We start from the raw sequence: 26,304 nt of genomic DNA on the forward strand, positions 1-26,304 counted from the left end.
CCGTGTGAAAGCGGGAGGGTTTAATTTTTCTGGAGGTGTATTAATGATGCAGAAACGGCGCAAGTCTTCAAATGTATTGCTTGATACGGCACTTCAGGAGTTTTACGGTGCGGCTGACGAAATGGGATTGAGCGAGAACCTTATAGCCGTCCTGAGCAGGTCAGAACGCAGGGTGCAGGTCTCAATTCCCGTAGAGATGGACGACGGGACTGTTGAGGTCTTCGAGGGCTACCGTGTCCAGCACTCAACGGCACTGGGCCCATCGAAGGGAGGAATACGCTACGACTTGGGCGTTGACATGGACGAGTGCGAAGCGTTGGCCATGCTGATGACGTGGAAATGCTCTCTTGCGGGCATCCCTTACGGCGGCGGCAAAGGCGGAATCTGCTGCGACCCGCTCACAATGTCCAAGAAGGAGAAGGAGAAGCTTACACGGACATACGCGGCACGGATTGAGCCGATACTTGGCCGGTGGAGCGACGTACCTGCTCCCGACATGAATACCGGCGGGCAGGAGATGGTGTGGATTCTCGACACTGTCAGCAAGATGCGCGGGAAACTCGAACCCGCAATCCTCACCGGCAAGCCCGTAACCTACTGGGGAAGTTTCGGGCGCAACGAGGCAACGGGACGCGGAGTCGCGACGTGCGGGCTGGAATTGATGCGCATTCTGGACAAAAACCCCGGCAGTGTTACGGCATCCGTTCAGGGTTTCGGGAACGTCGGGAGCTACACGGCAAAGACGCTCAACGATGCCGGAGTGAAGATCGTGGGCATAAGCGACATCACAGGAGGGTACTATTCGGCGGGAGGCATCGACATACACAAAGCCTTTGAGGCAGTGCGCAATCACCCCAAGAAGCTGCTTGAAGGTTTCGAGAGCATCGGTAACTGCGAGAAGGTCGATGATGTGCTGTTCACGGATTGTGATTTCCTGTTTCCTTGCGCGAGGGACGGCGTAATCAACCGCGACACTGCGGGCAGAGTGAAGGCACGTTACATTGTGGAGGGAGCTAACGGCCCGACGACTCCCGAAGGCGAGGACATCCTTGAGGGTAACGGCGTGATGATTGTCCCCGACTTCCTCGCTAACTCCGGCGGGGTTATCGGCTCGTATTTCGAGTGGGCACAGAACCTTCAGGGTGCGTTCTGGACTGAGGAGGAGTACAACAGCAGGCTTGTGCACATGATGAAGGGGAACTTCCGGCGGGTGTGGGACTACGCGGAGACGAAGCACGTGAAGATGAGGCGTGCGGCAACTATGGCGGCAATTCAGCGTGTGGCTGATGTTGTCGAGATGAGGGGAATGTTCTTGTAGTATGAGTGATTGTGAAACTTTCCCCCTGTCGTCGCTAGGCAGGGGGGATTTTTTTCGCGAAACTTATTAGTTCTTCACGCGAGTTGCTCAGCTCTCCGTCAACTACAGCTTCAAGCAGTGCCGCTAATGTCTTCCCGATTGCCGGGCCCTTAAGCCCCAGTGCAATCATGTCATGACCGTTCACGGCCAAATCCGTAATCTTCAGGCAGGCATCCTCGTCAATAACTTCCTGTATAAGCTCAAATGCACGTCTGAGCTGTGCCTCATTCTCGGGGAGCTCGACATGTGCCGCCAGATCTGCCCTCTGAAGTTCGAGTAGCTTCATCACGTTGTCATACCCATGACGCGACAATAACCGTCTTGCTGTCTTTGTGTTTGCCGGAAAGTTTATGCAGTGCTCAGAGATCAGGAACTCCACCGTCCTCTTTGTGGCGTTGTCGAAACGCAGCCTGTTCATGATAACTTCTGCCGTTTCCGCGCCCGTCTTGTCGTGTCCGTAGAAATGCCCCTGCCCGTTCTCTCCCATGAAGAAGCATCTCGGCTTTGCGATGTCGTGAAACAGTGCCGCCCATCGAAGCTCCGGCGTGTTTTTGACCTCAACAACAACTTTCACCGTGTGTGCGTAAACGTCAAGATAGTGGTACGAGTTGTGCTGCTCGAAGCCTATCATCTCCCTGACCTCCGGGATTACTTCTCCCAGAACGTCCGCAAACTCAGTGAGCACGCTTTCAGCGTACGGTGCACAGAGAATCTTCGTCAGCTCGTCGCGTACACGTTCGGGCGCAACACCCGACAACGTCCCCGCCATCCCGTGAACTGCCTCTGCTGTCTCCTCCTCGACCCTGAAGCCGAAGAGTGCCGCAAACCTCAGCCCGCGAAGAATCCTCAACGGGTCTTCCCCGAACCTCAGGCGCGCGTCAACAACTCCGCGAATGACTCTGTTCCTGATGTCCTCACGGCCTCCGAACGGGTCAATCATTTCCCGCGACGGATGCCAAGCTATTGCGTTGACGGTGAAATCTCTGCGCGACAGGTCATCAGTCAGCGTTTTCCCTCCGTATCTGTACGTAGTAACCTCGATGCCGTGATCCTCTCCGTCAACGATGACCTTCACCGTCCCGTGCTGCTCGCCTGAACCTATGGGGCGGCAGTCAAGCACCCTCTCGACCTCCTCAACACTCGCGCTTGTTGCAATGTCGAAGTCTGCAGGCAGAAGGTTCATCAGGAAGCTGCGCACGCATCCTCCGACGAGAAAAGCATCATACCCGGCGGAATTGAGGCTCATAATAACTTTCAGTGCAGCATCATAACCATTCATAATGCGGAAAATTTTACCGCCTTGACGATAAATAGCAAGTAGAGTAAAATAGCCCTTGTGCTTAATCACCAGCATTGAACGCCGGGCTGGTGGAATGGTAGACACACGGGACTTAAAATCCCGAGGGCGTTAAGTCCGTGAGAGTTCGAGTCTCTCGTCCGGCATTGACAAGTGAACATCGCGGGGTGGAGCAGTTTGGAAGCTCGTCGGGCTCATAACCCGAAGGTCAAAGGTTCAAATCCTTTCCCCGCCACCAACAAGGCGGTATAGCTCAGATGGCTAGAGCATGCGGTTCATACCCGCAGTGTCCCCGGTTCGATTCCAGGTGCCGCCACCAAGACAGTAACGCGTACACAAGCGCACATTATAGAAGCCCGCAAGCAGAGCGGGTTTTTTTGTACACATACCGAAAACTAACCCCGTGATATAATGCACCAAGTTTTCCCACAACATAGAAGGAGGAGTTGTTCATTATGAGCAGAATTGCTATTGTCGGCGGCTGCGGGCATGTCGGTTTCCCGTTAGGGCTTGCGCTAGCCAGCGGTCTAAGTAATTCACACAAGGGGGGGGGGCAAACTACGTATCGCTGATCGACATCAACGCTGAAGTCATCAGCACCATCAACAGCGGCCGCGTACCCTTCCAAGAAGCCGGAGCAGAAAGCATACTCCGCGAAGTCCTCGAGGCAAAGGCACTCCACGCCTCAGACGACATGAATCTTGTGCGTGATGCAGACGCAGTAATCTTCGTAACAGGCACTCCAGTCGACGAACACCTCAACCCAAGAATCCGCGACGTTCTCAGCGTCATAAAGCTCTATCTTCCGTACATGAATCCTGGACAGCTGATAATTCTCAGGAGCACAATCTTTCCCGGAGTGTTCCGTGTTGTCGACAATATGCTGACTAAGTCGTTCGGCACTGCACCGAAGCTGGCGTTCTGCCCGGAGCGCATCGTTCAGGGCAAGGGTATCGAGGAGATCTTCACGCTCCCGCAGCTCGTCTCAGCGAACTCTCCTGAAGCCTTCCGCGAAGCATCAGAGCTCTTCTCGCACATAGCACCGAAGATTATTCCCCTCGAGCCCGAAGAAGCCGAGCTGGCCAAGCTCCTGACGAACTCGTGGCGTTACCTAGAGTTTGCCATAGCCAATCAGTTCTACATGATGTGCGAGGAGAAGGGTTACAGCTTCTACAAGATTCTTGGTGCGCTGAGTGAGGATTACCCGAGAGCGAGGCATTTTGCGCGGGCTGGTTTCGCTGCCGGGCCGTGCCTGTTCAAGGACACGATGCAGCTGTCAGCCTTCTACAACAACAAGTTCTTTCTGGGTCAGGCAGGAATGCTCGTGAATGAGGGATTGCCTGATTTCGTGGTCAGCCAGCTCGAGAAGCGCATGGGAGGAAGCCTCAAGGACAAGAAGATAGCTATTCTGGGAATGGCCTTCAAGCCCAACAACGACGACACGCGCGAGAGCCTGTCGTTCAAGCTCAGGAAGAATCTCGAGTTCAGGATGGCGGAAGTCCTGATACATGACCCGTATCTAGACACAGCACCGCTCGGGGAAGTCCTTGCGCAGGCTGACGGAGTGATACTCGGCGTGCCTCATGACGAGTACTTGGGGCTGAAGATTGCTGTCCCGTTCGTGGACTGCTGGAACGTGTGGGCAACGACATCCGGGAAGGAGGACTAACTCATGAAGATACTTGTTACAGGTTCGGCGGGGTTCATATGCGGCTACCTTGTTGAAGACCTGCTTGAACGCGGGCACGAAGTCATAGGCATCGACAACTTCTCGAAGTACGGTCCTGTCCAGAAATCGTACGACAGCCATCCGCACTACAGGTTCATAGAGGGCGACGCGAAGGACACCGGCCTCATGAAGGAGATTGCCTGCGAGTGCGACCAGATTCTGGCGGCGGCGGCAATGATCGGCGGAATATCGTACTTCCACCACTACGCGTATGACCTCTTGGCCGAGAACGACAGGATAACCGCCTCAACGTTCGACGCGGCGATCTATGCCTACAATCACGGCCATCTGAAGCGCATTAACGTTCTGAGCTCGAGCATGGTCTACGAGTCGGCAGCAAAGTTCCCGAGCGCAGAGGGCGAAGAGAGGCAGTGTCCTCCGCCTCAGAGCACGTACGGCTTCCAGAAGCTGGCCTGCGAGTACTACGCTCAGGGAGCGCGCGAACAGTACGGCCTGCCCTGCACGGTGATTCGTCCGTTCAACTGCGTCGGCACTGGCGAGAGGCGGGCTTTGTGCGACAGCGAGATACTCTCCGGGAACGTGAAGCTGGCCATGAGCCACGTAGTACCTGACCTTGTCCAGAAAGTCCTCAAGGGTCAGAACCCCCTGCACATTCTCGGCAAAGGGAATCAGGTGCGGCATTACACGTACGGCGGGGATTTGGCGCGCGGAATCAGGATGTGCATTGAGAGCGAGGCGGCCGTCAACGAGGACTTCAACCTCTCGACTCCCGTATCAACAACGGTGCTTGAGCTTGCCGAAGCGATATGGCGCAAGATTCACGGGGACAGCCTTCCGTTCGAGTATGTGTGCGACGATCCCTTCAAGTATGACGTTCAGAAGCGCGTTCCGTCGACGGAGAAGGCAGAGAGGATTCTGGGTTTCAGGGCAGAAACGACGCTTGACGAGATTCTCGACGAGGTAATTCCGTGGATAGCAGAGCAGGTCAGGCTCGGGGGAATATAATGCCGCTCCTCAGCATAGTTATTCCCGTCTACAACGAGGGCGGGAACATCAGGACGTGCCTTGAGGCCATAGAAAGCCGCGTTGAACGTGAGCACGAAATACTTATCGTTTACGACTTCGACGAGGACAACACACTTCCGGCAGTACGTGAGCTCATGCCGTCAATGCCCTGCATCCGCCTCGTCAGGAACAAGTACGGGCGCGGAGTCCTCAACGCGATAAAGACCGGCCTTGAGACTGCGGGCGGAAAGTATGTCGCTGTAACGATGGCAGACCTCTCTGACCCGCCGGAAGTCATGAACGCGATGATTGATGCGGCAGAACGTGAGGACGCTGACGTTGTGTGTGCGTCGCGCTACATGAAGGGAGGCCGTCAGGTCGGCGGGCCGTTCCTCAAGGGGCTGATGTCCCGGACTGCGGGGCTGACGCTTCACTGGTTCGCGGGGCTTCCGACGCATGACGCAACCAACAGCTTCAAGCTCTACAGGAAGAGTTATCTTGAGAGTGTTGCGGTTGAGAGCACGGGAGGCTTTGAGCTGGGGATTGAGCTCACGGTGAAGGCATACCGTCAGGGCAGGAAAATCTGTGAAGTTCCCACAACTTGGACGGACAGGACAGCAGGAGAGTCGCACTTCAAGATCATGAAGTGGCTGCCCGGTTACCTGCGCTGGTACTTCTACGCGTTCGGCAGAAAGGAGCGCAGACATGGAGCTTGACAGGCTGTACTCAAACCGTTTCGGCACTGCAGAAATGAAGCGGCGAAACGATATGTGGCGTATTCTGTGCGCTGACTTCTTCGACAGGTACACCAAGCCTTCCGACGATGTCCTTGACGTTGCTGCAGGTTACTGCGACTTCATCAACAACATAGCTTCTCCAGCCTCAGGGCAGACGCGCGGCAGAAGGATAGCCGTTGACCTCAACCCTGACGTGAAAGACCACGCGGCAGAGTTTGTCGAGGTACACAACGTTCCTGCACAGAAGCTGGACTTCCTCGAGGATTCGAGCATCGACACGGTATTCGTGAGCAACTTCTTCGAGCACGTAAGGGACAAGGAAGAGATCCTGAAGATTCTCGGCGAGGCTCTGCGTGTCCTTCGGGACGGCGGGAAGCTGATGATACTTCAGCCCAACATCAAGTACCTCACCGGCGAATACTGGGACTTCTTCGACCACTACACTCCACTGACGGAGAAAAGCATGTGCGAAGCTATAAGTATAATTACTGATGGGGGGGGGGGGCACTTCATTTTGAGGACTGTACTCGATAAGTTCATGCCCTACACAACGAAGAGCAGGCTTCCGCAGTACGGGTGGATGATAAAGCTGTACTGCCATTGTCCGCTGGCGTGGAAGGTGCTGGGGAAACAGATGTTTATTGTCGCTAGTAAGGAGGTTTGCCGATGACAGCAGAAAGAGAAGACAGCATGAAGCTGAGATTCCTGAAGATATGCTATGTGGTTTCAGCGTTCGTAGCTTGTTTCAGGTTCAGGGTCAGCGCAGTATACAACACGGGCGCAGAGTACCATAGTCTGGATTACTCATGGCAGTACGCCATTAACCGCCTGTTCCATGAGGGCAGATTATGGGGCAGTGATGTAATCTTTACGTACGGGCCGCTCGGCTTCATGTTTAATCCGATACCGTTCGGGAACAACGTTGTAATTGCACTGGCATTCTGGAGCGCAGTATCAGTTCTGGCCGCGCTTCTGTTCTCCTACGTAATGTTCTCTGAACGCATGAAGAAGGTAAACACGAGAGCCTCAAATATCCTGCTGTCGTTCATACTCTTTTACGCAGGGAATTACCTTATGGGGAGGCTGTACCCTGAATACGTGCTCTCATTCCTTATACTCTGCCTTTTGTCCGTATGCTGGCACACCGGCGGACTGATCCCTTTCCTGACAGCTTCAGTGCTGAGTGTAGTATCTGCATTCATGAAGTTCAACTCGGGATCGATGGATTTCGTGAGCGTTGCTGTATTTGCGGTGCTTATGTCGATCCGCAAGGGCAGGGAAGGCCTGAAGTTCATTGCTGCGTTGTTTTTCGCGCCGGCAATGTTCTGCGTATGCTGTCTGCTGTACAATCCGAGCCTTCATGAACTTGCTATGTATGTCAGGGGAGCTTACGAGATTGCCGCAGGGTATATTTCAGCAATGAGCAGGCCTGTCATGCCCTCAGCACTTCTTGTGTGTATGCTGTCTGCATTTATCGGCTTCCTGATGCTTGTTATGGTGCTCCTGCTCAGAGCTTTTGCGTTTACGAGGACTCAGCAGTCCGTGCTCTACGCAATGGTTTTCGCTGTAAGCACGGCCGTCTGCTTCAAGCACGCCTTCGTTATGGGGCAGGGGCATTGCTTCATGTTTATGCCGTCGGTGTACGTGTACTGCTCTGTGTACGTTATGTTCATGGACAATGAGCTGGCCGCATCATCAGGGACGAAAAAATTTCTGTGTTACGCAGGAGCTGCGGTTTTCTTCTGCACTCTCGCTATATCTGCCGCAGGTCTCAATAAGTTTCACCTGCCCGATACTGTGAATTTCAGGAACAAGAAGGAACTTAACCGCCTTGTATCCAATATCCTGACTAACCCGCTCGCTGAATTTCACGGCAATATAGCTTCTCTTGGAAGCGCGGACAAAGTTTACGACATGAGGAATCTCAAACTGCCTGAGTGGGTGATAAGCACTGTTTCATCAGACAGCGCGGGATTTTATCCTACAGAGCTCTCGCTTGTACACGATCTGCCGGGCTTTGTGAACATGCCTGTCATTCAGGCTTACAGCGCATATACTTCATGGCTTGACATCCAGAATGCGGGCTTTTTTGCGGATGATGACCGTGCCCCCAAGTTCATAATATTGCGCGGCTTAGCTTTCGACAACAGGTTCGCAGTTATGGATTCTCCTCTTGCCTGTCTTGAAATGCTGAGGAATTATTCGATACGGCGGAAGGAGGACTCTTATTTTCTGCTGGAACGCAGGCCTCAGCCTAAGAATTTCACCCGCAGAGAAATAGCTTCGCGGGAAGTCAGCCGTGACTCGTTCATCGATATTCCCAAGACGGCACAGCACTGCCTGATGAAACTTGAGATGCCCCTCAGCCTTATGGGCAAGGCCGCAAAATTGTTCTGGAAGATTCCTGAAGTCAGGATGGAAGCAGAGCTTGAAGGAGGATTGCGTATCACCAAACGGGTTATCCCTGAGGTACTGGCGAATGATACCCTGATAAGCTCTATAGTTTCCGATGATGAAACGTTCGGTGAGATTATGGACGGACGGACGGACATAAACCGTGTGAAACGCATACATTTTTCCGGGAGCGGCCTGAAATTTTTCGCGCCTGTTATTAAGCTGAAGTTTTTGGAGCTGCTACAGGAATAAGCAGACAATACCCCCGCCAACCACGACGGGGGACAATTTTCTCCTACGCACTCAGCGACAAAAGATTACGATAAATCGGGTACGGCCAGATCTCCGCACTCGTAACGAGTTCCGCCGCATCACACTTCGCCCTTATGCTGTCCATCAGCGGAATAATCTCCGCAAGCAGGAAACCGCTTCTCTCTCGCGCATCCATCCCCGCAAGCCTGCCCTTCAGCTCGAACAGTGCATTAGCGTCCTTGATGAGCGCGTTCTTCGCCCGGCCAAGACCTCCGACGTAGTCCCGCCACGGTGTCATGTCCCCAAAGTCCACGTTCTCAAAGTACAGCATCGAGTTACGCTCAAGTGTGAGCTGCTTCGACAGTGCCGGAAGTACTCCCTCCCAAAGCATGTCGTACAGCACCGCCGCTTCAACCTCAAGCCCCGTCGCAAAACTCTCCATGCGGATATCTCTCAGGTTCTCGAGCTCGTGCGCGCGGTAAACGCCGAGCTTCTCGAGCATCTCCTTGTTCTCGGGCTTTAGCAGAAGGTCTATCCTGCCCGGCATGTCCTCAGCCTCGACAAGCCCCCTTCTGCGTGCTTCGTCCTGCCACTCCTTAGAGTACGCGTCTCCCTCGAAGAGAACTGCGCTGCCCATCCTGAAGGCCTCGCGTGCCGCATCAAGTGCCGCGTCTATCGGGTCAGTGCCTCCTGCGCTGCGGGTCTCAATCATTCCCGTGAGCTGCTCGATTCCCCACGCCCACAGAGACGCAAACATCGTTACGGGAAGGGCTATGCTCTGCGACGAGCCGGGCGCGCGGAACTCGAATTTGTCGCCCGTGAACGCAAGCGGTGATGTCCTGTTCCTGTCGCTGTCGAACGGGATGATGTCAGGAAGTTTCGCCAAGCCGAGATCCATCGTGCCGTGTTCGGGAAGCGACACGTCCGAGCTGTCGAGCCTGCGGATTAAGTCAGTGAGTGCAGAGCCAAGATACACGCTGATGATTGACGGAGGAGCTTCGTGCCCGCCCAGACGGAACAGGTTGCCGTAAGTCGCTATCGAGGCCTGAAGCAGGCTGTGGAACTTCGACACACCAAGCACTAGCGCAGACAGGAACGTCAAGAATATCACGTTGCGCCTGTGCGAGTTCGAGGGCTTCAGGAGGTTGCGGCCTTCGCTGTCCATCAGAGACATGTTCGTGTGCTTGCCGCTTCCGTTCATCCCCGCAAAAGGCTTCTCGTGGAACAGCAGGCGCAGTTCATGCGTGCGGGCGAGCTTCCTCATCGTCTCCATCAGAATCTGGTTCTGGTCGCAGGCTCTGTTTGCGTCGCTGTAGAGGTGCGCGAACTCGAACTGGCAGCGTGCCACCTCGTTGTGCCGCGCGAACACACTCACTCCCAGCCGTGCGAGGTCTCGTTCAACGTCCTCCATGTAGCTCAGCACTCGGCGGTGAATCGCTCCCATGTAGTGATGGTCGAGCTTCTGGTCTTTGGCGGGCTGTGCACCGATTAACGTCCTTCCGCAGAATCTTATGTCGGGTCTCAGCTGTGCTCTTGGCCTGTCCAGAAGGAAATACTCCTGCTCCGCACCTACGGTCATCTTCACGCTCTTCACTCCGCGCTGGCCGAGTGTCTTCAAGAGGCGCAACGCCCTTCCTTCAACGGCATCAAGCGCGCGCAGAAGAGGAGTCTTCAGGTCTAACGGTGTGCCGTCGAACGACAGGAACACTGACGGAATGCACAGCGTCCCTCCTTTCGGCGAAGGAACGATGAACGCCGGGCTTGAGATGTCCCACGCAGAATATCCCCGTGCCTCGAACGTCGAACGCGTCCCGGCACTCGGGAAACTCGATGCGTCGGGCTCTCCCTGTGCGAGGTTCTTGCCCCTGAAGACCTCCATAGGGTTGCCGTCCCCATCACTCATCGTGAAGCCCTGATGCTTCTCGGCGGTCAGTTCGCTCATCGGCTGGAACCAGTGCGCCCAGTGCGTCGCTCCCTTCGACACTGCCCAGTCTTTCATGGCTGTTGCTACGATGTCTGCGGCTTCGGGCGATAACCTCTGGCGGCCTTCCATTGCGGCTATGACCTGCTCGTAGATGTCGGGGTTGAGCTTCTGTTTCATCACGCGCTTATCAAACAGCAGCGAGCCAAAAATTTCGTGTAAAGACGGATATTCTTTATTCATTATGCTAACCTTCTTTCGTTGTTAAGCAAGAAATTTCGCGAAAGATTTGCTTATAATTACAACATTGTAGGCTTAACACGCAAAACTGTCAACGCAAGCCAAAAAAATTGCGGCCTCCCCTTCAAGCGAGAAGACCGCAGAATATTCACCGTCTTACGCCAAGAACTCCTTAGCGATGAACAGCGCAGAAAGCACCACCATCAAGAAAGATATGTCCTTCACCTTGCCGGTCAGGAGCTTAACTGCAACGTATGAGACTATCGCGAACTCGATACCTACCGCGATGCTGTACGCAAACGGCATCATGAAGAACCCGAGCAGTGAGGGGATAAGTTCCGTCCAGTCGTCATAGTTCACATCACGCAGGGACATCATCATGTACACTCCGACGATGATCAACGCAGGAGCTGTCGCGTACGAAGGCACTATTCCGACAAGCGGCGTGAGGAAGATTGCTCCGACGAAGAGCAGTGCCGTTACTATCGCGGTCAGTCCCGTGCGTCCGCCCTGCGCTACTCCCGACGAACTCTCCACGTAGCTCGTTACCGTCGACGTTCCCATAGCAGCACCGGCTATCGTTGCGACTGCGTCAGCCATGAGTGCACCCTTTGCGCGCGAAAGGTTGCCGTTCTCGTCGAGAAGCCCCGACCTGTTGCACACGCCTACGAGCGTCCCCAGCGTGTCGAAGAAGTCCACGAAGAAGAACGTGAACACCACCACCCAGAACTGAGGCTCTTTGATGAGGGAGAAGTCAAGCTGTCCGACGAGGGGCATGATTGACGGAGGCTCAGAGACGAACTTCTCAGGAATCTGTACGAGACCCAGTGCCGCCGCCGCCGCAGTGATGACGATTATTCCGATGAGGAGCGCACCCTTGACGTTGAGGGCGGTCAAGACAGCCATGATGATAAGGCCGACCATCGACATCATCATGGGTACGTTGTTGCGGATGCTCCCGAGCCCGAGAAGCGTCGCGTCGTTGTTCACCACTATTCCCGCGCTCTGAAGACCGATGAACGCGATGAACAGCCCGATACCCGCAGAGATGCCTATCTTCAGGCTCTTGGGAATGCTGTTCATGATTGCCTCGCGGATGTTCGTCAGGGTCAGGACTGCGAAGATTACTCCCTCAATGAAGACCGCCGCTAGTGCCATCTGCCATGTTACGGGAGCTCCGTTGATCTTCATGTTAAGGACGACACCGAAGGCGAAGAACGCGTTGAGACCCATTCCGGGCGCGAGGGCTATCGGGTAGTTGGCGAAGAGTGCCATGAGGAACGTTCCCAGAGCGGACGCAAGGCACGTAACGACAACGAGCGCGTTGAAGTCCATGCCGGTCTGGCTGAGGATGTTGGGGTTGACGAAAATGATGTACGACATTGTTACGAACGTTGTGATTCCCGCGAGAACTTCGGTCATGAAGGTGCTGCCGGTCTCGCGAATCTTGAATAACGACATGATTGTTATCACACTCCGTAAAAAGAATGAGACGTAATTATCTCACAAAAAGGGGCTGTTTTCCGCCCTTCGTTATGTCAACATACCCCAAGTCAGTTATCCTCAGCTCAGGAATCACGCTAAGGCACAAGAACGACAGCACCATGAACGGGTGAGGTATCCTCACACCGAGAGCCCCTGCGGCTGTCTCCATCTTCGTGAGCTCCGCGCAGACCTGCTCGGGTTCAAGGTAGCTCATCAGTCCTCCGATAGGCAGGGCAAAAGATGCCTTCACCTCCGCGCCTTCACTGACTACCAGGCCTCCGCCCATCTCTGCGAGAGCCTTCAACGCCGTGATTATGCTCTCGTCGTCCGCACCAGCCACAACGTAATTGTGTGCGTCATGCGCAACAGAGCTCCCCACAGCCCCGCGCATTATCCCGAGCCCCTTCACGAAGCCGACACCGAAGCGTCCCGTGTCCCTGTGGCGTTCGAGCACGACAATCTTCGCGATGTCGCGTTCAGTGTCAGGCACGGCAAAGCCGCCGCAGGTTTTAGGGGGCAGGGTTAAGGTGTTAGTTATGACTGTGCCTTCGGTTACGCCGATCACGTTCAGCATTCCGTCCTGCGCAGGAACGCGTATCTGTTCCGTTGTGGGGACGTTCTTCACCCTCACGCGCAAAACCGGCGCGGCGTGTTCTGCGTCGTTCGCCGTGAAGACATCATCATCACGCACAGCAAGCCGCCCGTCCTTCCAGACCTCGCGGACAGTGAAATTCTCGTCCATCGTATCAGCATCGAGGAGGGCAAAGTCAGCCTTCATTCCCGGCGCGATGCCTCCTCTGTCGTGAAGCCTGAAGTACTCGGCAGGGCTCAGCGTTACCATCCTCAGGGCAACGAACGGGTCAAGCCCCTCGCTTATCATGATGCGCATCTTCTCGTCCATGTGCCCGCGCTCAAGAAGGTAGCGTGCGGTTATGTCGTCGCTCACAACCATACAGCGTGCGGCATTGAGGGGGTTCTCCTTGATGAGGGGCAGGAGAGTTTTCAGGTCGAGGAAGGAAGCTCCCTCGCGAATCATCAGCCACATTCCCCGCGAAAGTTTCTCCCTCGCTTCGTTGAGGTCAGTGCATTCGTGGTCGGAGTTCACGCCACTCGCAAGGTAGGCGTTGAGGGCTTTGCCGGACACTCCGGGCGCGTGGCCGGTTAATGGTACGTTGCCAGCCGCAAGAATTTTCCCCCATGCTTCCGGGTCTCCGGCGATAACTGCGGGAAAGTTCATCATCTCGCCCAAGTGCTGGACTAATCCCCTGTCGAACATGGATTTCACCGCAACCATGTCGAGCTCCTCAAAGGGTGTCTCGAGCTCGCTCGCCGGTACGCATGACGGTGCTCCGTAGAAGATGTCGACCGGCAGTCCCTGCGATGCCCGGAACATGTACTCTAGCCCCTTAATGCCGAGAGCGTTGGAGATCTCATGAGGGTCAGCAAGAACTGTTCCCGTCCCGAAACGCGCGGCAGTAAGGGCAAAGTTCTGCGGGGTCATCATCGTGTCCTCAATGTGTACGTGCCCGTCAATCATCGAGGGGATTAACACCCTTCCTCCTGCGTCAACATTCACGCGTCCGCTGTAGCCCGTTCCGATGCCCGCAATACGCCCGCCGTAAACTGCCACGTCTGCCGGTTCGTAGCTCAGGCTGTAGACGTTAGCTATCCGTGCGTTGTGTATCACCAGCTCTGCGGGAATGTCTCCCCTCGCACATGCCGCCAGTCTGTTCATGAATTGCTTTCCCCCTTGAAGATTATCAGCTTGCTGAACACGTAATTGAGGATCACCACCAGAACGTTCGAGGCAGTCTTTATGAACACGTCGTGGAAGCCCAGAACGTCAACGAACACGTACATGATGATAACGTCAATCACTCCCGTAGTTATCCTCGCACCGAAGAAGTATGCCGCCTCTCGGAGCATTCCCCTGAAAGAAGCCTCCGTGCTGCGGAAAACGTATTTGCGGTTGGTGTAGTACGCAAAGAAGACTGCGACTGTCCACGCAATCACCGTCGAAGGCACGACCGCCAGTCCCAGAACCCGAGTCAATGCCCAGTACGCAAAGATGTTGAGGACTGTTGTTAATACGCCAAAGATTCCATAGAGTATCAGCTGTTTCATCTCATTAAGCTCAGTACCTGCTGGGGTGTCTGGTTAGCCTGCGTGAAAACGGAATTTGTCGCCTGAAGCCGTATGTTCAGCTTCGTGAACTTCATCATCATTCGTGCCATGTCAGCATCACGTATGCGGCTCTCAGCTTCGTTCATGTTCCTGCTCTCGATGCGCAGCTTCTCCGTGATGTGCTCAAGAGTGTTCTGCGATGCTCCGAGTTTTGCGCGCTGAGAAGATACTTTGTCGATTGCGCCGTCAATCATCGTCAGCGAACGTACTGCCGCTTCCTGCGAGGAGACATTCACGCCGTCAAGGCCGAGTGCTGATGCGGTCATGTTTCCGATGCTGATGCTGAACCTGTCGCCCTCGTACGCGCCCGTCTGCAGCTTCACACTGTTGTCCTTCAGGTGCAGGTCGAAAGAGTATGTGCCCGCAGAGCCCAGAACGTACTTCTTATCCTTGTCGTCCCACTTGGCCGCAACCGGCTTCATCGCGTCGAACTCTACGTCAATGTGTGGGGCAATAATGCCGTGAAGTTTGCTGCCCGTCGTCTTCACGTCCTTAGCGACAATTTCGCCCGAATGTGCCTCGCGAATCGTCGTCTTGTACGTCGCTTCCTTTGAGGACTGTACGGTGTTCAGCCCGAGAACGTTCAGCATTTCCTGGCTGCCCGAGAAGCTGAGCTCGCCCGCTTTTCCCGCAACTACAGAGCGCACAAGCAGGGTGGATGACTCGGTTGCTCCGGTGTCTGCCGTTTCCACTACAGATTCTGACGTGCCGAAGCCTCCGCGCGCTATGTTGCAGAAGTTGTTGTTGTCTTCAGCTTTGGTGAGGTATTTGCTCTGGCCGAGCCCGACGCTTATTGCGTCATTGATCTTTGCGGCGACATCCCGCATCGTGTCAGAAGCGTAAAGCATAACGCTCGCGGTTTTGCCGTCGCCCTGAGTTATCGTGAGCTTCTGCGCATCATCAAGGAGAAAGCGTCCGTCGTCGGTGTAGAACTGCTCTATCTCGCTGAGCTCGTAATCCACCATTTCGAGCCCTGAGCTTATCTCGCGCTTGGGTTTCTCTGGGGTTTCCCTAGCGGCAGGACGCTTCATGTCCTTGTACGTAACATCTGCCGAGCTGGCTCTCTCTCCATGCCCGATAGGCTCTGTCTGCTCAGCGTCAGTGAAGCCGTCAACTGTGAGGTCAAGCCCGTTCTGTATGGTGATAGTTCCGCCCTGAACACCACCGCCGCCTCCGATTGCCGCACCTTTGCCGGTGTATGCGTTTCCTTCGCCGCCCGTCGCAGTTACAGTTCCTCCGCGTATCTTTATCGTCCCTTCGTTGGGGTAATTGCTGCCCGCAGAAACTCCAGAACCTGAACCGATGCCCGCACCGCCTACGCCTCCTGTGGCAGTAACAATTCCGCCGTTGATGGTGATGTTTCCGCTGTGCCCGGGCAGCGAGCCCCCGGCACTTCCTCCGCCGATGCCAGCTCCGTACTCGCCGCCTATCGCAGTAATCGTTCCGCCGAAAATCGTGATGTCGCCAGCAGGTGAAGCTCCGCCTCCGACTGCGTAGCATGAGCCGCCGATCCCTGCTCCGTGCGTACTTCCTTCTGCGCGGAGTTTACCGGCTGTCTGGTAGTCGCCCTTCATGCTGCTTATCGTCAGGGTTGAGCCTTCGGAGGCCTGAATCGCCGAGCTGTGAGGGCCTCCCATGTTCGTGCGGAAAATGTTTTCGTTGTCGTGGTCGCCGGGGTCTATCCACAGGTCAACATCAGCACCGACCATGTCGAATGCGTACTTTGTCGCCTCAATGTGCACGTCGCGGATAATTATCGTTGCCTTGACACCGCCGTCTACCTTGATGTAGTGGCCGGTCGCTATTGTGCCGCCTGATGCGTCGAGAGTACCTATCACGCTGTAAGTTCCGTCCCCCGTGATGTGCAGGAAGCCTCCGTCATCGAACGTCCAGCCCTTGCCTGAAGTTTCGCCGAGTGTGTCCGTACCTTCAACTATGTTGATCTCAAACTCTTCGTAGCGTAGATAGGACTCTGCGTGCTGTATGCTGAAGATGTTTGTCTTCTGGACCTGCCCCTGCCCCGCGTCGTCCACGCTCACGTCGAACTGGTAGTTCCCCTCAAAGTCGCCTTCGGCGTTCCCGCCGTTCTCGCCGGTGATGTATGCCCTTACCCCGAGTTCACTCGCTGACCACTCGAGGCCGGTCTCGCCGTTGAGGAGCTTCTTCTTGTTGAACTGCGTTGTGTGCGCTGTGCGGTCAATCTCCTTCTTGAGCTGGTCTATCTCCTTCTGGATGTGCTCGCGATCCTGCTGGGTCAGTGTCCCCGTCGCCGCCTGAACTGAGAGTTCGCGCATACGGTGAAGCATTCCTGTCGTGTCCTGCAGTGCTCCTTCTGCGGTCTGAAGAAGGCTTATTCCGTCCTGAGCATTCTCAAGAGCAGTGTCGAGGCCGCTTATCTGTGCCCTCATGCTCTCGCTTATCTCCATTCCGGCTTCATCGTCGGCGGCACTGTTTATCTGGAAACCCGTAGACAGTGCCTGAATTGTCCCGTCGAGTTTCTTGCCCGTGTCCTTCATCACGTTGAAGGCACTTAACGCTGATATGTTGTGATTGATCCTCATGATCTCCTTCTCCGTCCTCTGGCTATGCCTCGTTTTTTGTTGGGATAATATTTATTGTCGGAATTTTCCGCTTCATGCTAAAGCTGAGTACCTGCCCCCTGCGTTCGTGATGAGAGCCTCCGCCTCGAGCTCCATCAGCGCGGAGTTCACGCTCACGAAGTCCTGCCCGGTCTCCCTGACGATTTCGTCTGCAGTACGCCCGCCCTGCCTCTGAAGCAATGAGTACACCGCCTGAGCATCTTCCGAGAGTTCAGGAGGTTCACCGAGCCCTAGCGACAACTGCTCACGATGACCGGCAACTGACGCAACGAACTCCTCAACGCTCACGAGAATTTTCGCCCCCTCAGCAATGAGCCTGTTAGTTCCGCCGCAAGTCTCCTCGCTGATTCGTCCCGGAACTGCCCAGAGTTCGCGGCCAAGACGTACGCACATTCTCGCTGTGTGCATCGCCCCGCCGGTCTCCGAACTCTCCACAACAACCGTCCTCCCTGAGAGTGCGGCAATGATTCTGTTGCGCTCTACGAACCTCCAGCCCTCGCCGGTTGTCCCGAAGGGGTATTCAGACACGATTGCTCCTCTCTCTGCGATGCGGCTGAACAAGTCTCTGTTCGACGAAGGATATATCACGTCGATTCCTGTCCCGAACACCGCAACAGTGAACCCATCCTCCGCGAGAGCTCCCCTGTGCCCTGCGCTGTCGACACCTGACGCACCTCCGCTGGTTACGGTTATTCCTGCGCGCGCTAAAGCCCTCCCGAGCTGCGTTGCTGTGTTCTGCCCGTATGAACTTGGCCGACGCGTCCCGACAACTGAGACCGACGGAAGCGAGATGTTCACCGTGCCTTTGACGTACAGCCCGACGGGGGGCTTGTCGAGATCAAGGAGAAGTGCCGGGTAGGTGATGTCCTTGATGGTGATGAATGATGCGCCGAAGGACTCCGTACGTTCGAGCTCCTGTTCTGCCCAGCTGTCTTTGGCGAGAAGGGAGGTGAGACGCTGCTTCTGTGAGCTCGTCATGCCCAGTTCCTCCCACAAGGAATGAGAGCCCGCGTCTTCCGGCGAGAACTCCGAGCAGAGCCGCCTGAACATCGAGCAGGGTACACCGGCGGCATTGAAGAGTAGGCCTGCTGTTGTTATGTCATACATGATATGATTAGCCTATCACAATTTTTTCGGAGGACAATTTTTTCATGGACAAGACGTTCTACATCACCACACCAATATATTACGTCAACGACATTCCGCACATAGGGCACGCCTACACGACGATAGCCTGCGACACGATGGCGCGCTACAAGCGGATGAAGGGCTACAGCGTCCGCTTCCTCACAGGGACTGACGAGCACGGGCAGAAGATTCAGGCGGCGGCAGAAGCTCAGGGCATAACTCCTCAGGCACTTGTCGACAGGATACACGTGAACTTCAAGGACTTGTGGCGTGTCCTCAACATCAGCAACGATGATTTCATCCGCACGACGGAAGAGCGGCACATCAAGGTAGTACAGGCAATGTTCGCGAAGCTGATCGAGCAGGGAGACATCTACAAGGGCACGTATTCAGGTTATTACTGCGTTCCCGACGAGACCTACGTCCCCGAAAACGCGATGGGCCCGAACAAGACCTGTCCCGACTGCGGCCGTCCTCTGACGATAATGGAGGAAGAGAGCTACTTCTTCAGAGGGAGCAAGTACGTTCCGCAGCTTATCGCGTACTACGAAGAACACATGAAGGCCGTAATTCCCTCCGTGCGCTACAACGAGATAATGAGCTTCCTCAAGGGCGGGGTAAAAGACCAGTCCGTCAGCAGAACGTCCCTGAAGTGGGGGATACCCGTGCCCGGCGACGAAAAGCACGTGATTTATGTGTGGTTCGACGCGCTCATCAACTACGCGGCGGCAATCGGCTACCTCGATGACCCGGAGATGTTCAAGAAGTGGTGGCCTCATGTCCGGCACATGGTCGGCAAGGACATCATACGCTTCCACTGCGTAATCTGGCCGCTGATGCTGCTCGCGCTCGGTCTGCCTCTTCCCGTCGAGGTTATCGCGCACGGCTGGTGGACGGTTGACGGCGAGAAGATGAGCAAGACGCGCAAGAATGTTGTTGACCCGTTCAAGATGGTCGACAGGTACGGCCTTGACCCGTTCAGGTATTTTCTTCTGCGTGAAGTGCCTTTCGGGAACGACGGCGATTTCTCGGAGCTCGCGCTTGTGGGGAGGATAAACAGCGACCTAGCCAACGACTTGGGCAACCTCCTCAACCGCACCCTTCAGATGATACAGAGCTACCGTGAAGGTGTTGTGCCTTCGTGCGTCGAACCGTCCTCAGTGTTGAGCGGCATGGCAGCTTCTACGCTGGGGCGTGTCGACGAAGCGATGAACAGCTACGCGTACAGCGAGGCACTCTCCGTAATCTGGGAGTTCATCGGTAGGGCAAACAAGTTCATTGACGAGACGATGCCGTGGAAGCTCGCGAAGGATGAAGCTCAGGCGGAGAGACTCTCATTCGTCCTGCTGAACCTGTACGAGGCACTGAGGCTCTCGGCACTGCTGATTGCTCCGACGATGCCTGACACAGCGCGGCGAATCTGGGCACAGCTCGGCCAAGAGGGCGACCCGCTGTCGATGCAGTACGACGCGTTCACGTGGGGAGACGGCAAGGGCACGGCCATCAAGAAGGCGGAAGTACTTTTCCCGCGCATAGACATCGAGCAGTGGAAGAAGGACAGAGAGGCCGAGAAAGCCCCCGTTATCCCTGAGCCCCCGCACGAAGAGGAGATAGGCATTGAGGATTTCGGCCGTGTAGAAATGCGTGTTGCTCAGGTAACGAAGTGCGAGGAGATTCCGAAGTCCAAGAAGCTCTACAAGCTCGAGGTTGATTTGGGCTACGAGAAGCGCACGGTGTGTTCCGGCATCAAGGCATTCTTCACGACAGAAGAACTCATCGGCAAGCGCGTAATCCTCGTAACGAACCTGAAACCCGCCAAGCTGATGGGCATAGAGAGCAGGGGAATGATTCTGTGTGCGTCGGTCAAGAAGGACGGCAAGTCGGAGCAGTTGACCCTGATAACGCCGGAGAAGGATATACCGTTAGGAAGTCGGGTGAGCTGATGTGCAGGGCATAAGGAAGCGTGAAATGGACTTCCTGAGTTCAGAGGCTAATCTCTGGACGGAGCAGGAAATAATCACTGAGGAGCAGGCCGGAAAGATTCTCGCGCTGTACGAGGTCAAGGAACACAGCCTGAGGAAGATTCTGCTGATTGCGGGAGCTGTCCTTCTCGTGCTGGCGTTCGTGAGCTTCATCGCGGCACACTGGCACACTCTGGGCAAGTTCTTCCGTGTCTGCGTAATCGGAGCGGGATACCTGTTGTCGATGTGCGCATACTCATTCACGGGCAGGAGCCAGACGCGCTGGGGCAGGGCATTTCTTCTTCTGGCGAGCATAATCTTCGGGGCAGGAATTTACCTGATAACCAGAATGTACAACATCAAGCTGAGTTTCTCGGAGGTTCTGGGCTGGTGGCTTGTGGAGCTGGTGTTCACGTCGCTGTTCGCGCTGGACACGTGGCAGGTGTACTTCTCGCAGGCCGTCTCTCTGGTCTATCTGGTCTGGATAAACGCAATCGACATCTTTGCGCTTGAGTTCATAGGTACATCGAGGCTTCCTCTCTCACAGTTCTTCCTGCCTCTCGAGGGCTTCGGGCTGATAGCGGCATTGTGGGTAGTCTGCAAGCGCGTGAATGACCGCACGGCGGTGAACATCAGCATGATGCTGACGCTGCTTCTGCTGGCCTCGCGAATGAGCCTGTGTTTCGGCGGAACATGGACGCTGATAATTCTTGCGCTCGCCGGAGCAGGAGCGTCGTTCTCGAAGTTCGGTGATGCGGAGATTCTGGGGCTTCTTGTTGCGGGGCTGTGCGGGTTCGTGCTGACTTGGCCGGAAGTCTGGCGGGACGGCCTCGCGTCGTGGGGAAGCGTCCTCGCTGTCGTGAGTGCGGTGTTGACTGCGTGCGTAATGGTCGTCAACATCTGGCGCGGGCACGGCGTGATAGGCGTTGTGTTCTGCGTAATGCTGGTGGTGAGGTACTTCTTCGACCAGCTGTTCGGGTACATTCCGAAGGCGTGGGGCTTCGGGCTCGCCGGACTGGCGTTCTTGATTGCGGGGATATATTCCGGCAGGAAGGCAAAAGAAGAATAACGTTATTAAGACGGGGCAGACTTCATCAATCTGCCTCGCCTTTGTTCCCGAGCTCCTTCGCGCGCGCTTCCGCCTCGCTCAAGCTCCTCTGATACTCCAGCCTGAACTTGTCCGTCGGGAAATCCTCCATGCCCGCAAGAAATATCTTCCTCCCGAACTCCTCTTCCCACTCGCTTCGCACCTTGCTTAAGTACGAAGCCATGTGCACGCTCACCTGCAGAAGGAACGCCTCCGAGTTGTTCGCGCCCGTAATCTTCCTGACGAAACGCTTTATCCTCAGCGCAATATTCTCCTCGCGCTCAACGTACCCGCAACCTCCGCAGACCGGACAGTTCCTCGTGAGCAGAGTGCGCAGGTCTGAACGTTCGCGCTTCCTCGTGAGCTCCACAAGCCCCAGCTGTGTGATGCTGAACACCCGTGCCTTGAGCCTGTCGCGGCTTACACATTCCCCGAAGTGTTTCAGGAGTTCGCGCCTGTCCTCTTCCTCTTCCATGTCAATGAAGTCCACAACCACAATCCCGCCAACTGCCCTCAGCCTCAGCTGCCGTGCTATCTCATCTGCTGCCTCTAGGTTCGTCGCTAAGACCGTGTGCCTCATGTCCGGCGCGCTGGTGAACTTGCCGGTGTTCACGTCAACCACAGTGAGTGCTTCCGTCTGGTCGATCACAAGATATGCCCCGCTCCTGAGCCAGACCTTGCGTTCGAGGGCTTCCGCAATCTCCTTCTCGATGCCGAAATACTCGAAGATAGGAGTTGTGCCGGTGTATAGCTGAAGGTTAGGCTTCTCAGGGAAAAATCTTTCCACGAACGCTTTTGCGCGCTCAAATTCGTCCGGGTCATCGACAATGATTTCGTCTATTCCGCCAGCTATCTCATCACGCAGGACTTTACCCAGCGTCCCGGTGTCGCGGTAAAGCAGGCACGGCGAGGGGATGTGCTTTGCCTTGTGTCGTATGTCCTTCCAGAGCTCGAGCAGCGAAGCCATGTCCGCCCTCAAGAGTTCTTCGCTCACACCTTCTGCGGCAGTCCTGATGACCACTCCGAAGCCGGGTGCTGAGGCCTTGAGCTGTTCGGCGATTGCGCGGAGACGTTTGCGTTCTGCGTTGTCGGCAATCCTGTGCGAGACACCGAGCTCTGAGCTTTCCGGGACAAGCACGAGCCACCTGCCGGGAACTGACACCCTCATGCTCACTCTCGGAGCTTTGTTCTGGCGTGCGTTCTTCGTTACCTGAACGATGATGTTCTGTCCGGGCTTGACTTCGTCTGTGTCGGCAATGTACATGAAGGCGTTGCGTCCTTCGCCGTTCTTGCGGCCGTGAGAGGTCAGGGCAACAAAAGCTGCGTTTATCGCGGGAAGTATCTTGTCGACGCGCGCCTTGAAGATGTCCCCCTGACGGGAGAGACGCGAGACCTTTGCGCCCCGTTCGTCGTCCTCAAAGCTGTAGTCGATGAAGACTTCTGCGAGCCGTCCGTCCTCAAGTATAGCCACTCTGGACTGTTCGTGCTCCCTGAGGTCAGCGATAATCTTCACGTCAGGCATAAATCAACACTTCGCCTTCTTGTTCGTCGTATATTCCTACCCCAACGCGTACGATGTTCATTTCGTGCCATCCTGCTATTATGTTTTCGTGAATCATGTGCCTCACCAGCCCGCCTATCGGGTTCTGCGACGGCGCGGAGAGTATCAGCCTCAGCCAGCCGTCATTGTGCTCCATCATGAAGACTGCATCACCGTAGAAGTCTCTTGCAATGCCTTCGAGTTCGAGGCCGTTAATGTTCCTGAGGAGGTATTCTGCGTGAAGGCAGAACTTGCCGAGATTGGGTGAGTCTTCGTGAGGATAGAGTGCTCCTACAATGCTTAAGCCTTCGGGAAGCGATGCGTTGAGCCGCGCGGCAATGTCCTGCGGTTCGTCACCAAACCAGACATCGACGGGTTCACGGAGTGCGACGACACCTGCGGGGAGTTCCGGGCCGAAGGATATTTTTGCTCGCGGGGAGAAGCCCTGCGTCATCATGAGCCTGAAGCCTGCCCTTGTTGCTGAACGCGAGAATATCTGCGCCAGCGCGATATGTGGCACGAAACACGCTCCGCCTCTCTTTGCGTAAATCAGACGTACTCTCATCTTGCGCACCCTATTCCGCAGGCCGCACACCCAGACAAACAATCAACCGTAAGTTCTCCGGCGTATGCTTTGTGCCTCTCCCTGAGCAGAAACTCTTTGCTGACACCAGTCTTCACGAAATCCCACGCAAGAGTCTCTGCCTCTCCTCTCTCTCGCGTAAACTCTTCCGGCTCAAGCCCGCAGTAACTGAACGCCTCGAGCCACCGCGACAGGTCAAAGTACTCCGTCCAGTTGTCGAACCTTGCTCCTGTCTGCCACGCACGCAGGATAACTTCACCCGTCCTCTTGTCGCCGCGTGATAACACTCCCTCAAGGAAGGTCTGTTCCGGCTCGTGGTATGCGGCACTTATCGCGCGGTCGTGAATCTGCGACTTTATGTGCCGTCCCTTGTCGCGGAGCTCCTCGATGGAGTTCTGGCGTTCCCATTGAAACGGCGTGTGTGCCTTCGGGACAAAACCCGACACCGACACGCTCACAGTAACTTTTCTGCGTCCCATAGAACGTCCGAGCTTCAGTATCTGGTAGGAGAGCTCGGCTATTGCGTCAAGGTCGTCGTACGTCTCCGTAGGAAGTCCCATCATGAAATACAGCTTTACCCTGTCCCATCCGCGCGAGAATATCTCCCTGAGACAGTTCATTATCATTTCTTCGTTGATGCCCTTGTTGATTACGTCCCTCATTCTCTGTGTTCCTGCTTCCGGCGCAAAAGTTATGCTCCCGTGCTTCGAGCGCAGACCCTCGAGCCTCTCCGCCAAGCCCACAGAGAAGCCGTCCATCCTGAGGCTCGGAAGACTGAGCTTCGCGCGGCGTTCGTTGAGTTCGGGCGACAGGTCGTCGATGAGCTGCTCTATCCCCGAATAGTCGCAAGAAGCCAGCGACAATAACCCGGCTTCCTCCCAGCCTGTGGTCTTGAGTATGCTGAGTATCGATGTCTTGGCCTCGTCGACCGGCCTCTCGCGTACGGGTCTGTTGACCATTCCGGCCTGGCAGAACCTGCACCCGCGCGAACATCCCCTGAAGAGTTCGACAGCCGCACGGTCATGCACAATCCCGACGCTCGGGACAATCATTGACGAGAGCGTGAATATTTCCCGTGAAATCTGACGCACCACATTGTGGGGAAAAAGAGGCACGTACATTCCCGGAAGAGAAGCAATCTGCTGCAGGCGTTCAGCTCGAGGCAGTCCCTTCGTCTCCGCGAGCACGGGCAGCAGCGACGGCAGCAACGCTTCAGCCTCTCCTACGCAGAACACGTCGATGAAGCTGCTCATGGGTTCGGGGACATATGCTCCGTAACCTCCCGCGATGACTATCGGGTCAGCCTCCGAACGCTCTGCGCTCCTTACCCTCAGGCCTGCTAGGTCTATCATCGTGAGAATGTTCGTGTAACCCGCCTCGTGAGGGAGTGTGAACGCGATAACGTCAAAGTCCTTCAGAGGCTTGCGGTGCTCCGTCGATGTAAGGGGAGTGTTTGTGCGGCGCATAAGCTCTTCCATGTCCGGCCACACGCAGTATGCCCTGTCAGCAAGATACCCGCCATCCATTCCGTAAATGAACGCCTCGATTATCTGGAAGCCGTAGTAACTCATGCCGATTTCGTACACGTCGGGGAAAGCAAGGCATATTTTGAGCCTCGAAGCATCCCACTCCGTTTTAGGGTACGGCCTCCACTCGCTCCCGGCGTAACGCGACGGACGCGATACCTGAGACATCAACGCCCATTCAGGACTGGCGAACTCCTCAAAATCTCCGGCCATTGCTCGTACCCTCCACATAAACGCTCGCCACAAGTCCCAGTGCCATAAACGTAGCAAGCAAAGAACTTCCTCCGTAGCTCAGGAACGGCAGAGGCAGCCCGGTTACTGGCGTGAAGCCTATGCTCATTCCGATGCTCTCGACCGTCTGAAACCACAGCCACGACGCTACTCCCGCAACAAGAATCTTGCTCCGCCTGTCCCTGCTTCTCGTTCCGGCCAAGATAACGCGGTACAGCAGAAGACCGAACAGGAACACGAGCAGGAGGTTGCCGATGAAGCCGAACTCCTCAGAAAAGACGCTGAAGATGAAGTCGGTGTGAGGTTCGGGGAGGAATTTCAGCTTGCTCTGCGTTCCCATCATGAAGCCCTTGCCCGCAAGTCCACCAGAACCTACGGCGATGCGCGACTGTATCACGTTGTAGCCCGCGCCGAGAGGGTCTCTCATCGGGTCAAAGAAGACAAGTATTCTGTTGCGCTGGTAGTCTTTCAGCAGGAAGAAATACATCAGCGGTCCGGCAGCAATTCCCAGCCCCACGAGACCGCCCAAGTACTTCATGGGAGTTCCGGCGGCAAGAAGCATCCCGAACGAGATCACCATGTACACGAGCGCGCTCCCTGCGTCGGGCTGAATCAGAACCAGAACAACGGGCAGCATTATCACTCCCAGTCCTGCGGAAAACGTCTTGAAGTCCAGCGGCGGGTAACGGCTGAGGAACTTCGACATCATGAGGATTATCGCTATCTTCGCGAACTCTGAGGGCTGGAAGCGTATTCCGCCGACACCTATCCAGCTCTGCGCTCCCTTGACCTTCGGCGCGAGAAGATCCGTCAGCAGCAGCATCAGCAGCATCAGCCCGAACAGCGGATAAGCTCCCTCGAGGAACTTGTGATGCCCGAACACCATGACCAGCAGCATCGCGAGAATGCTCACCACCAGCCACGCTGCCTGCTTCATCGCGTAGTCGAAGCCGCGCCCCGAAGTCCCTGCCGCCGCACTGTAGATACAGAACACCCCCCACAATGACAGCATGACCGCACAGCCAAGCATCAGCCTGTCCGTCATGATCAGGTCGTCCTTGAGGGAGGCAAAAAAGTCCTTCATCC

The 26,304-nt window shown here is 55.7% G+C and carries 19 protein-coding genes and 3 tRNA genes; 11 read left to right on the top strand and 11 right to left on the bottom strand.

All coding sequences use genetic code 11. From position 1 onward, the window contains the following. The first annotated feature begins 43 nt into the window (after positions 1–43). A complete protein-coding gene (locus IJT02_08590; GenBank protein MBQ7544984.1) occupies positions 44–1,318 on the top strand; it encodes a Glu/Leu/Phe/Val dehydrogenase in 1,275 nt (424 codons plus the stop codon). A gap of 34 nt (positions 1,319–1,352) precedes the next feature. On the opposite strand, the gene IJT02_08595 is transcribed toward IJT02_08590, so the two are convergent. Then, entirely contained in the window at positions 1,353–2,636 is a 1,284-nt protein-coding gene (locus IJT02_08595) for an HD domain-containing protein (GenBank protein MBQ7544985.1), read from the bottom strand. A gap of 80 nt (positions 2,637–2,716) precedes the next feature. Between IJT02_08595 and IJT02_08600 the strand changes: the two genes are divergently transcribed. From IJT02_08600 to IJT02_08635, 8 genes are all read left to right on the top strand, one after another. Then, a tRNA-Leu gene (locus IJT02_08600) sits at positions 2,717–2,800 on the top strand. Positions 2,801–2,815: 15 nt separating this feature from the next. Then, positions 2,816–2,892 (top strand) — tRNA-Met (locus IJT02_08605). A gap of 4 nt (positions 2,893–2,896) precedes the next feature. Continuing rightward, a tRNA-Met gene (locus tag IJT02_08610) sits at positions 2,897–2,973 on the top strand. 249 nt (positions 2,974–3,222) lie between these two features. After that, positions 3,223–4,323 carry a nucleotide sugar dehydrogenase gene (locus tag IJT02_08615; protein ID MBQ7544986.1) on the top strand — a complete coding sequence of 367 codons (1,101 nt, stop codon included), beginning with the start codon at positions 3,223–3,225 and terminating at the stop codon, positions 4,321–4,323. Between the two features lie 3 nt (positions 4,324–4,326). After that, positions 4,327–5,349, top strand: a complete 1,023-nt coding sequence (locus IJT02_08620) for an NAD(P)-dependent oxidoreductase (protein ID MBQ7544987.1) — start codon at positions 4,327–4,329, stop codon at positions 5,347–5,349. Continuing rightward, complete coding sequence (locus IJT02_08625) at positions 5,349–6,065, top strand: glycosyltransferase (GenBank protein MBQ7544988.1); 717 nt, start codon at positions 5,349–5,351, stop codon at positions 6,063–6,065. The genes IJT02_08620 and IJT02_08625 overlap by 1 nt, the downstream gene beginning before the upstream one ends. Further along, entirely contained in the window at positions 6,055–6,756 is a 702-nt protein-coding gene (locus tag IJT02_08630; GenBank protein ID MBQ7544989.1) for a class I SAM-dependent methyltransferase, read from the top strand. Before IJT02_08625 ends, IJT02_08630 begins: the two co-directional genes overlap by 11 nt. After that, on the top strand, positions 6,753–8,732 hold the full coding sequence (locus tag IJT02_08635) for a hypothetical protein (GenBank protein MBQ7544990.1): 1,980 nt from the start codon (positions 6,753–6,755) through the stop codon (positions 8,730–8,732). The genes IJT02_08630 and IJT02_08635 overlap by 4 nt, the downstream gene beginning before the upstream one ends. 43 nt (positions 8,733–8,775) lie before the next feature. On the opposite strand, the gene IJT02_08640 is transcribed toward IJT02_08635, so the two are convergent. The 6 genes from IJT02_08640 to dprA form a co-directional block, all read right to left on the bottom strand. Continuing rightward, entirely contained in the window at positions 8,776–10,896 is a 2,121-nt protein-coding gene (locus tag IJT02_08640) for a glutamine synthetase III (protein ID MBQ7544991.1), read from the bottom strand. A gap of 153 nt (positions 10,897–11,049) precedes the next feature. Then, positions 11,050–12,354, bottom strand: coding sequence for an NCS2 family permease (locus IJT02_08645; protein MBQ7544992.1), 1,305 nt, complete (start codon positions 12,352–12,354; stop codon positions 11,050–11,052). A gap of 37 nt (positions 12,355–12,391) precedes the next feature. After that, positions 12,392–14,113, bottom strand: coding sequence for an adenine deaminase (gene ade / locus IJT02_08650; GenBank protein ID MBQ7544993.1), 1,722 nt, complete (start codon positions 14,111–14,113; stop codon positions 12,392–12,394). Beyond that, positions 14,110–14,502 carry a GtrA family protein gene (locus IJT02_08655; GenBank protein ID MBQ7544994.1) on the bottom strand — a complete coding sequence of 131 codons (393 nt, stop codon included), beginning with the start codon at positions 14,500–14,502 and terminating at the stop codon, positions 14,110–14,112. The genes ade and IJT02_08655 overlap by 4 nt, the downstream gene beginning before the upstream one ends. Further along, a complete protein-coding gene (locus IJT02_08660; protein ID MBQ7544995.1) occupies positions 14,499–17,123 on the bottom strand; it encodes a hypothetical protein in 2,625 nt (874 codons plus the stop codon). The genes IJT02_08655 and IJT02_08660 overlap by 4 nt, the downstream gene beginning before the upstream one ends. 72 nt (positions 17,124–17,195) lie before the next feature. Then, on the bottom strand, positions 17,196–18,269 hold the full coding sequence (dprA, locus tag IJT02_08665) for a DNA-processing protein DprA (protein ID MBQ7544996.1): 1,074 nt from the start codon (positions 18,267–18,269) through the stop codon (positions 17,196–17,198). Positions 18,270–18,313: 44 nt separating this feature from the next. Here dprA and metG point away from each other — a divergent pair, with 44 nt between their 5' ends. Continuing rightward, positions 18,314–20,233: a methionine--tRNA ligase gene (gene metG / locus IJT02_08670; protein MBQ7544997.1), complete on the top strand. Its 1,920-nt coding sequence runs from the start codon at positions 18,314–18,316 to the stop codon at positions 20,231–20,233. Between the two features lie 25 nt (positions 20,234–20,258). After that, positions 20,259–21,320, top strand: coding sequence for a DUF2157 domain-containing protein (locus IJT02_08675; GenBank protein MBQ7544998.1), 1,062 nt, complete (start codon positions 20,259–20,261; stop codon positions 21,318–21,320). A gap of 25 nt (positions 21,321–21,345) precedes the next feature. Here IJT02_08675 and IJT02_08680 read toward each other — a convergent pair whose 3' ends face one another. The 4 genes from IJT02_08680 to rodA are packed head-to-tail and all read right to left on the bottom strand — an operon-like array spanning position 21,346 to position 26,302. After that, positions 21,346–22,860 carry an Rne/Rng family ribonuclease gene (locus tag IJT02_08680; GenBank protein ID MBQ7544999.1) on the bottom strand — a complete coding sequence of 505 codons (1,515 nt, stop codon included), beginning with the start codon at positions 22,858–22,860 and terminating at the stop codon, positions 21,346–21,348. After that, positions 22,853–23,443, bottom strand: a complete 591-nt coding sequence (locus IJT02_08685) for a DUF2344 domain-containing protein (protein MBQ7545000.1) — start codon at positions 23,441–23,443, stop codon at positions 22,853–22,855. Before IJT02_08685 ends, IJT02_08680 begins: the two co-directional genes overlap by 8 nt. Further along, positions 23,440–25,200 carry a radical SAM protein gene (locus IJT02_08690; protein MBQ7545001.1) on the bottom strand — a complete coding sequence of 587 codons (1,761 nt, stop codon included), beginning with the start codon at positions 25,198–25,200 and terminating at the stop codon, positions 23,440–23,442. Before IJT02_08690 ends, IJT02_08685 begins: the two co-directional genes overlap by 4 nt. Further along, on the bottom strand, positions 25,184–26,302 hold the full coding sequence (gene rodA, locus IJT02_08695) for a rod shape-determining protein RodA (GenBank protein ID MBQ7545002.1): 1,119 nt from the start codon (positions 26,300–26,302) through the stop codon (positions 25,184–25,186). The genes IJT02_08690 and rodA overlap by 17 nt, the downstream gene beginning before the upstream one ends. Between the last annotated feature and the right edge of the window lie 2 nt (positions 26,303–26,304).

This window comes from Synergistaceae bacterium (assembly GCA_017450125.1).
Taxonomy (GTDB): domain Bacteria; phylum Synergistota; class Synergistia; order Synergistales; family Aminobacteriaceae; genus JAFUXM01.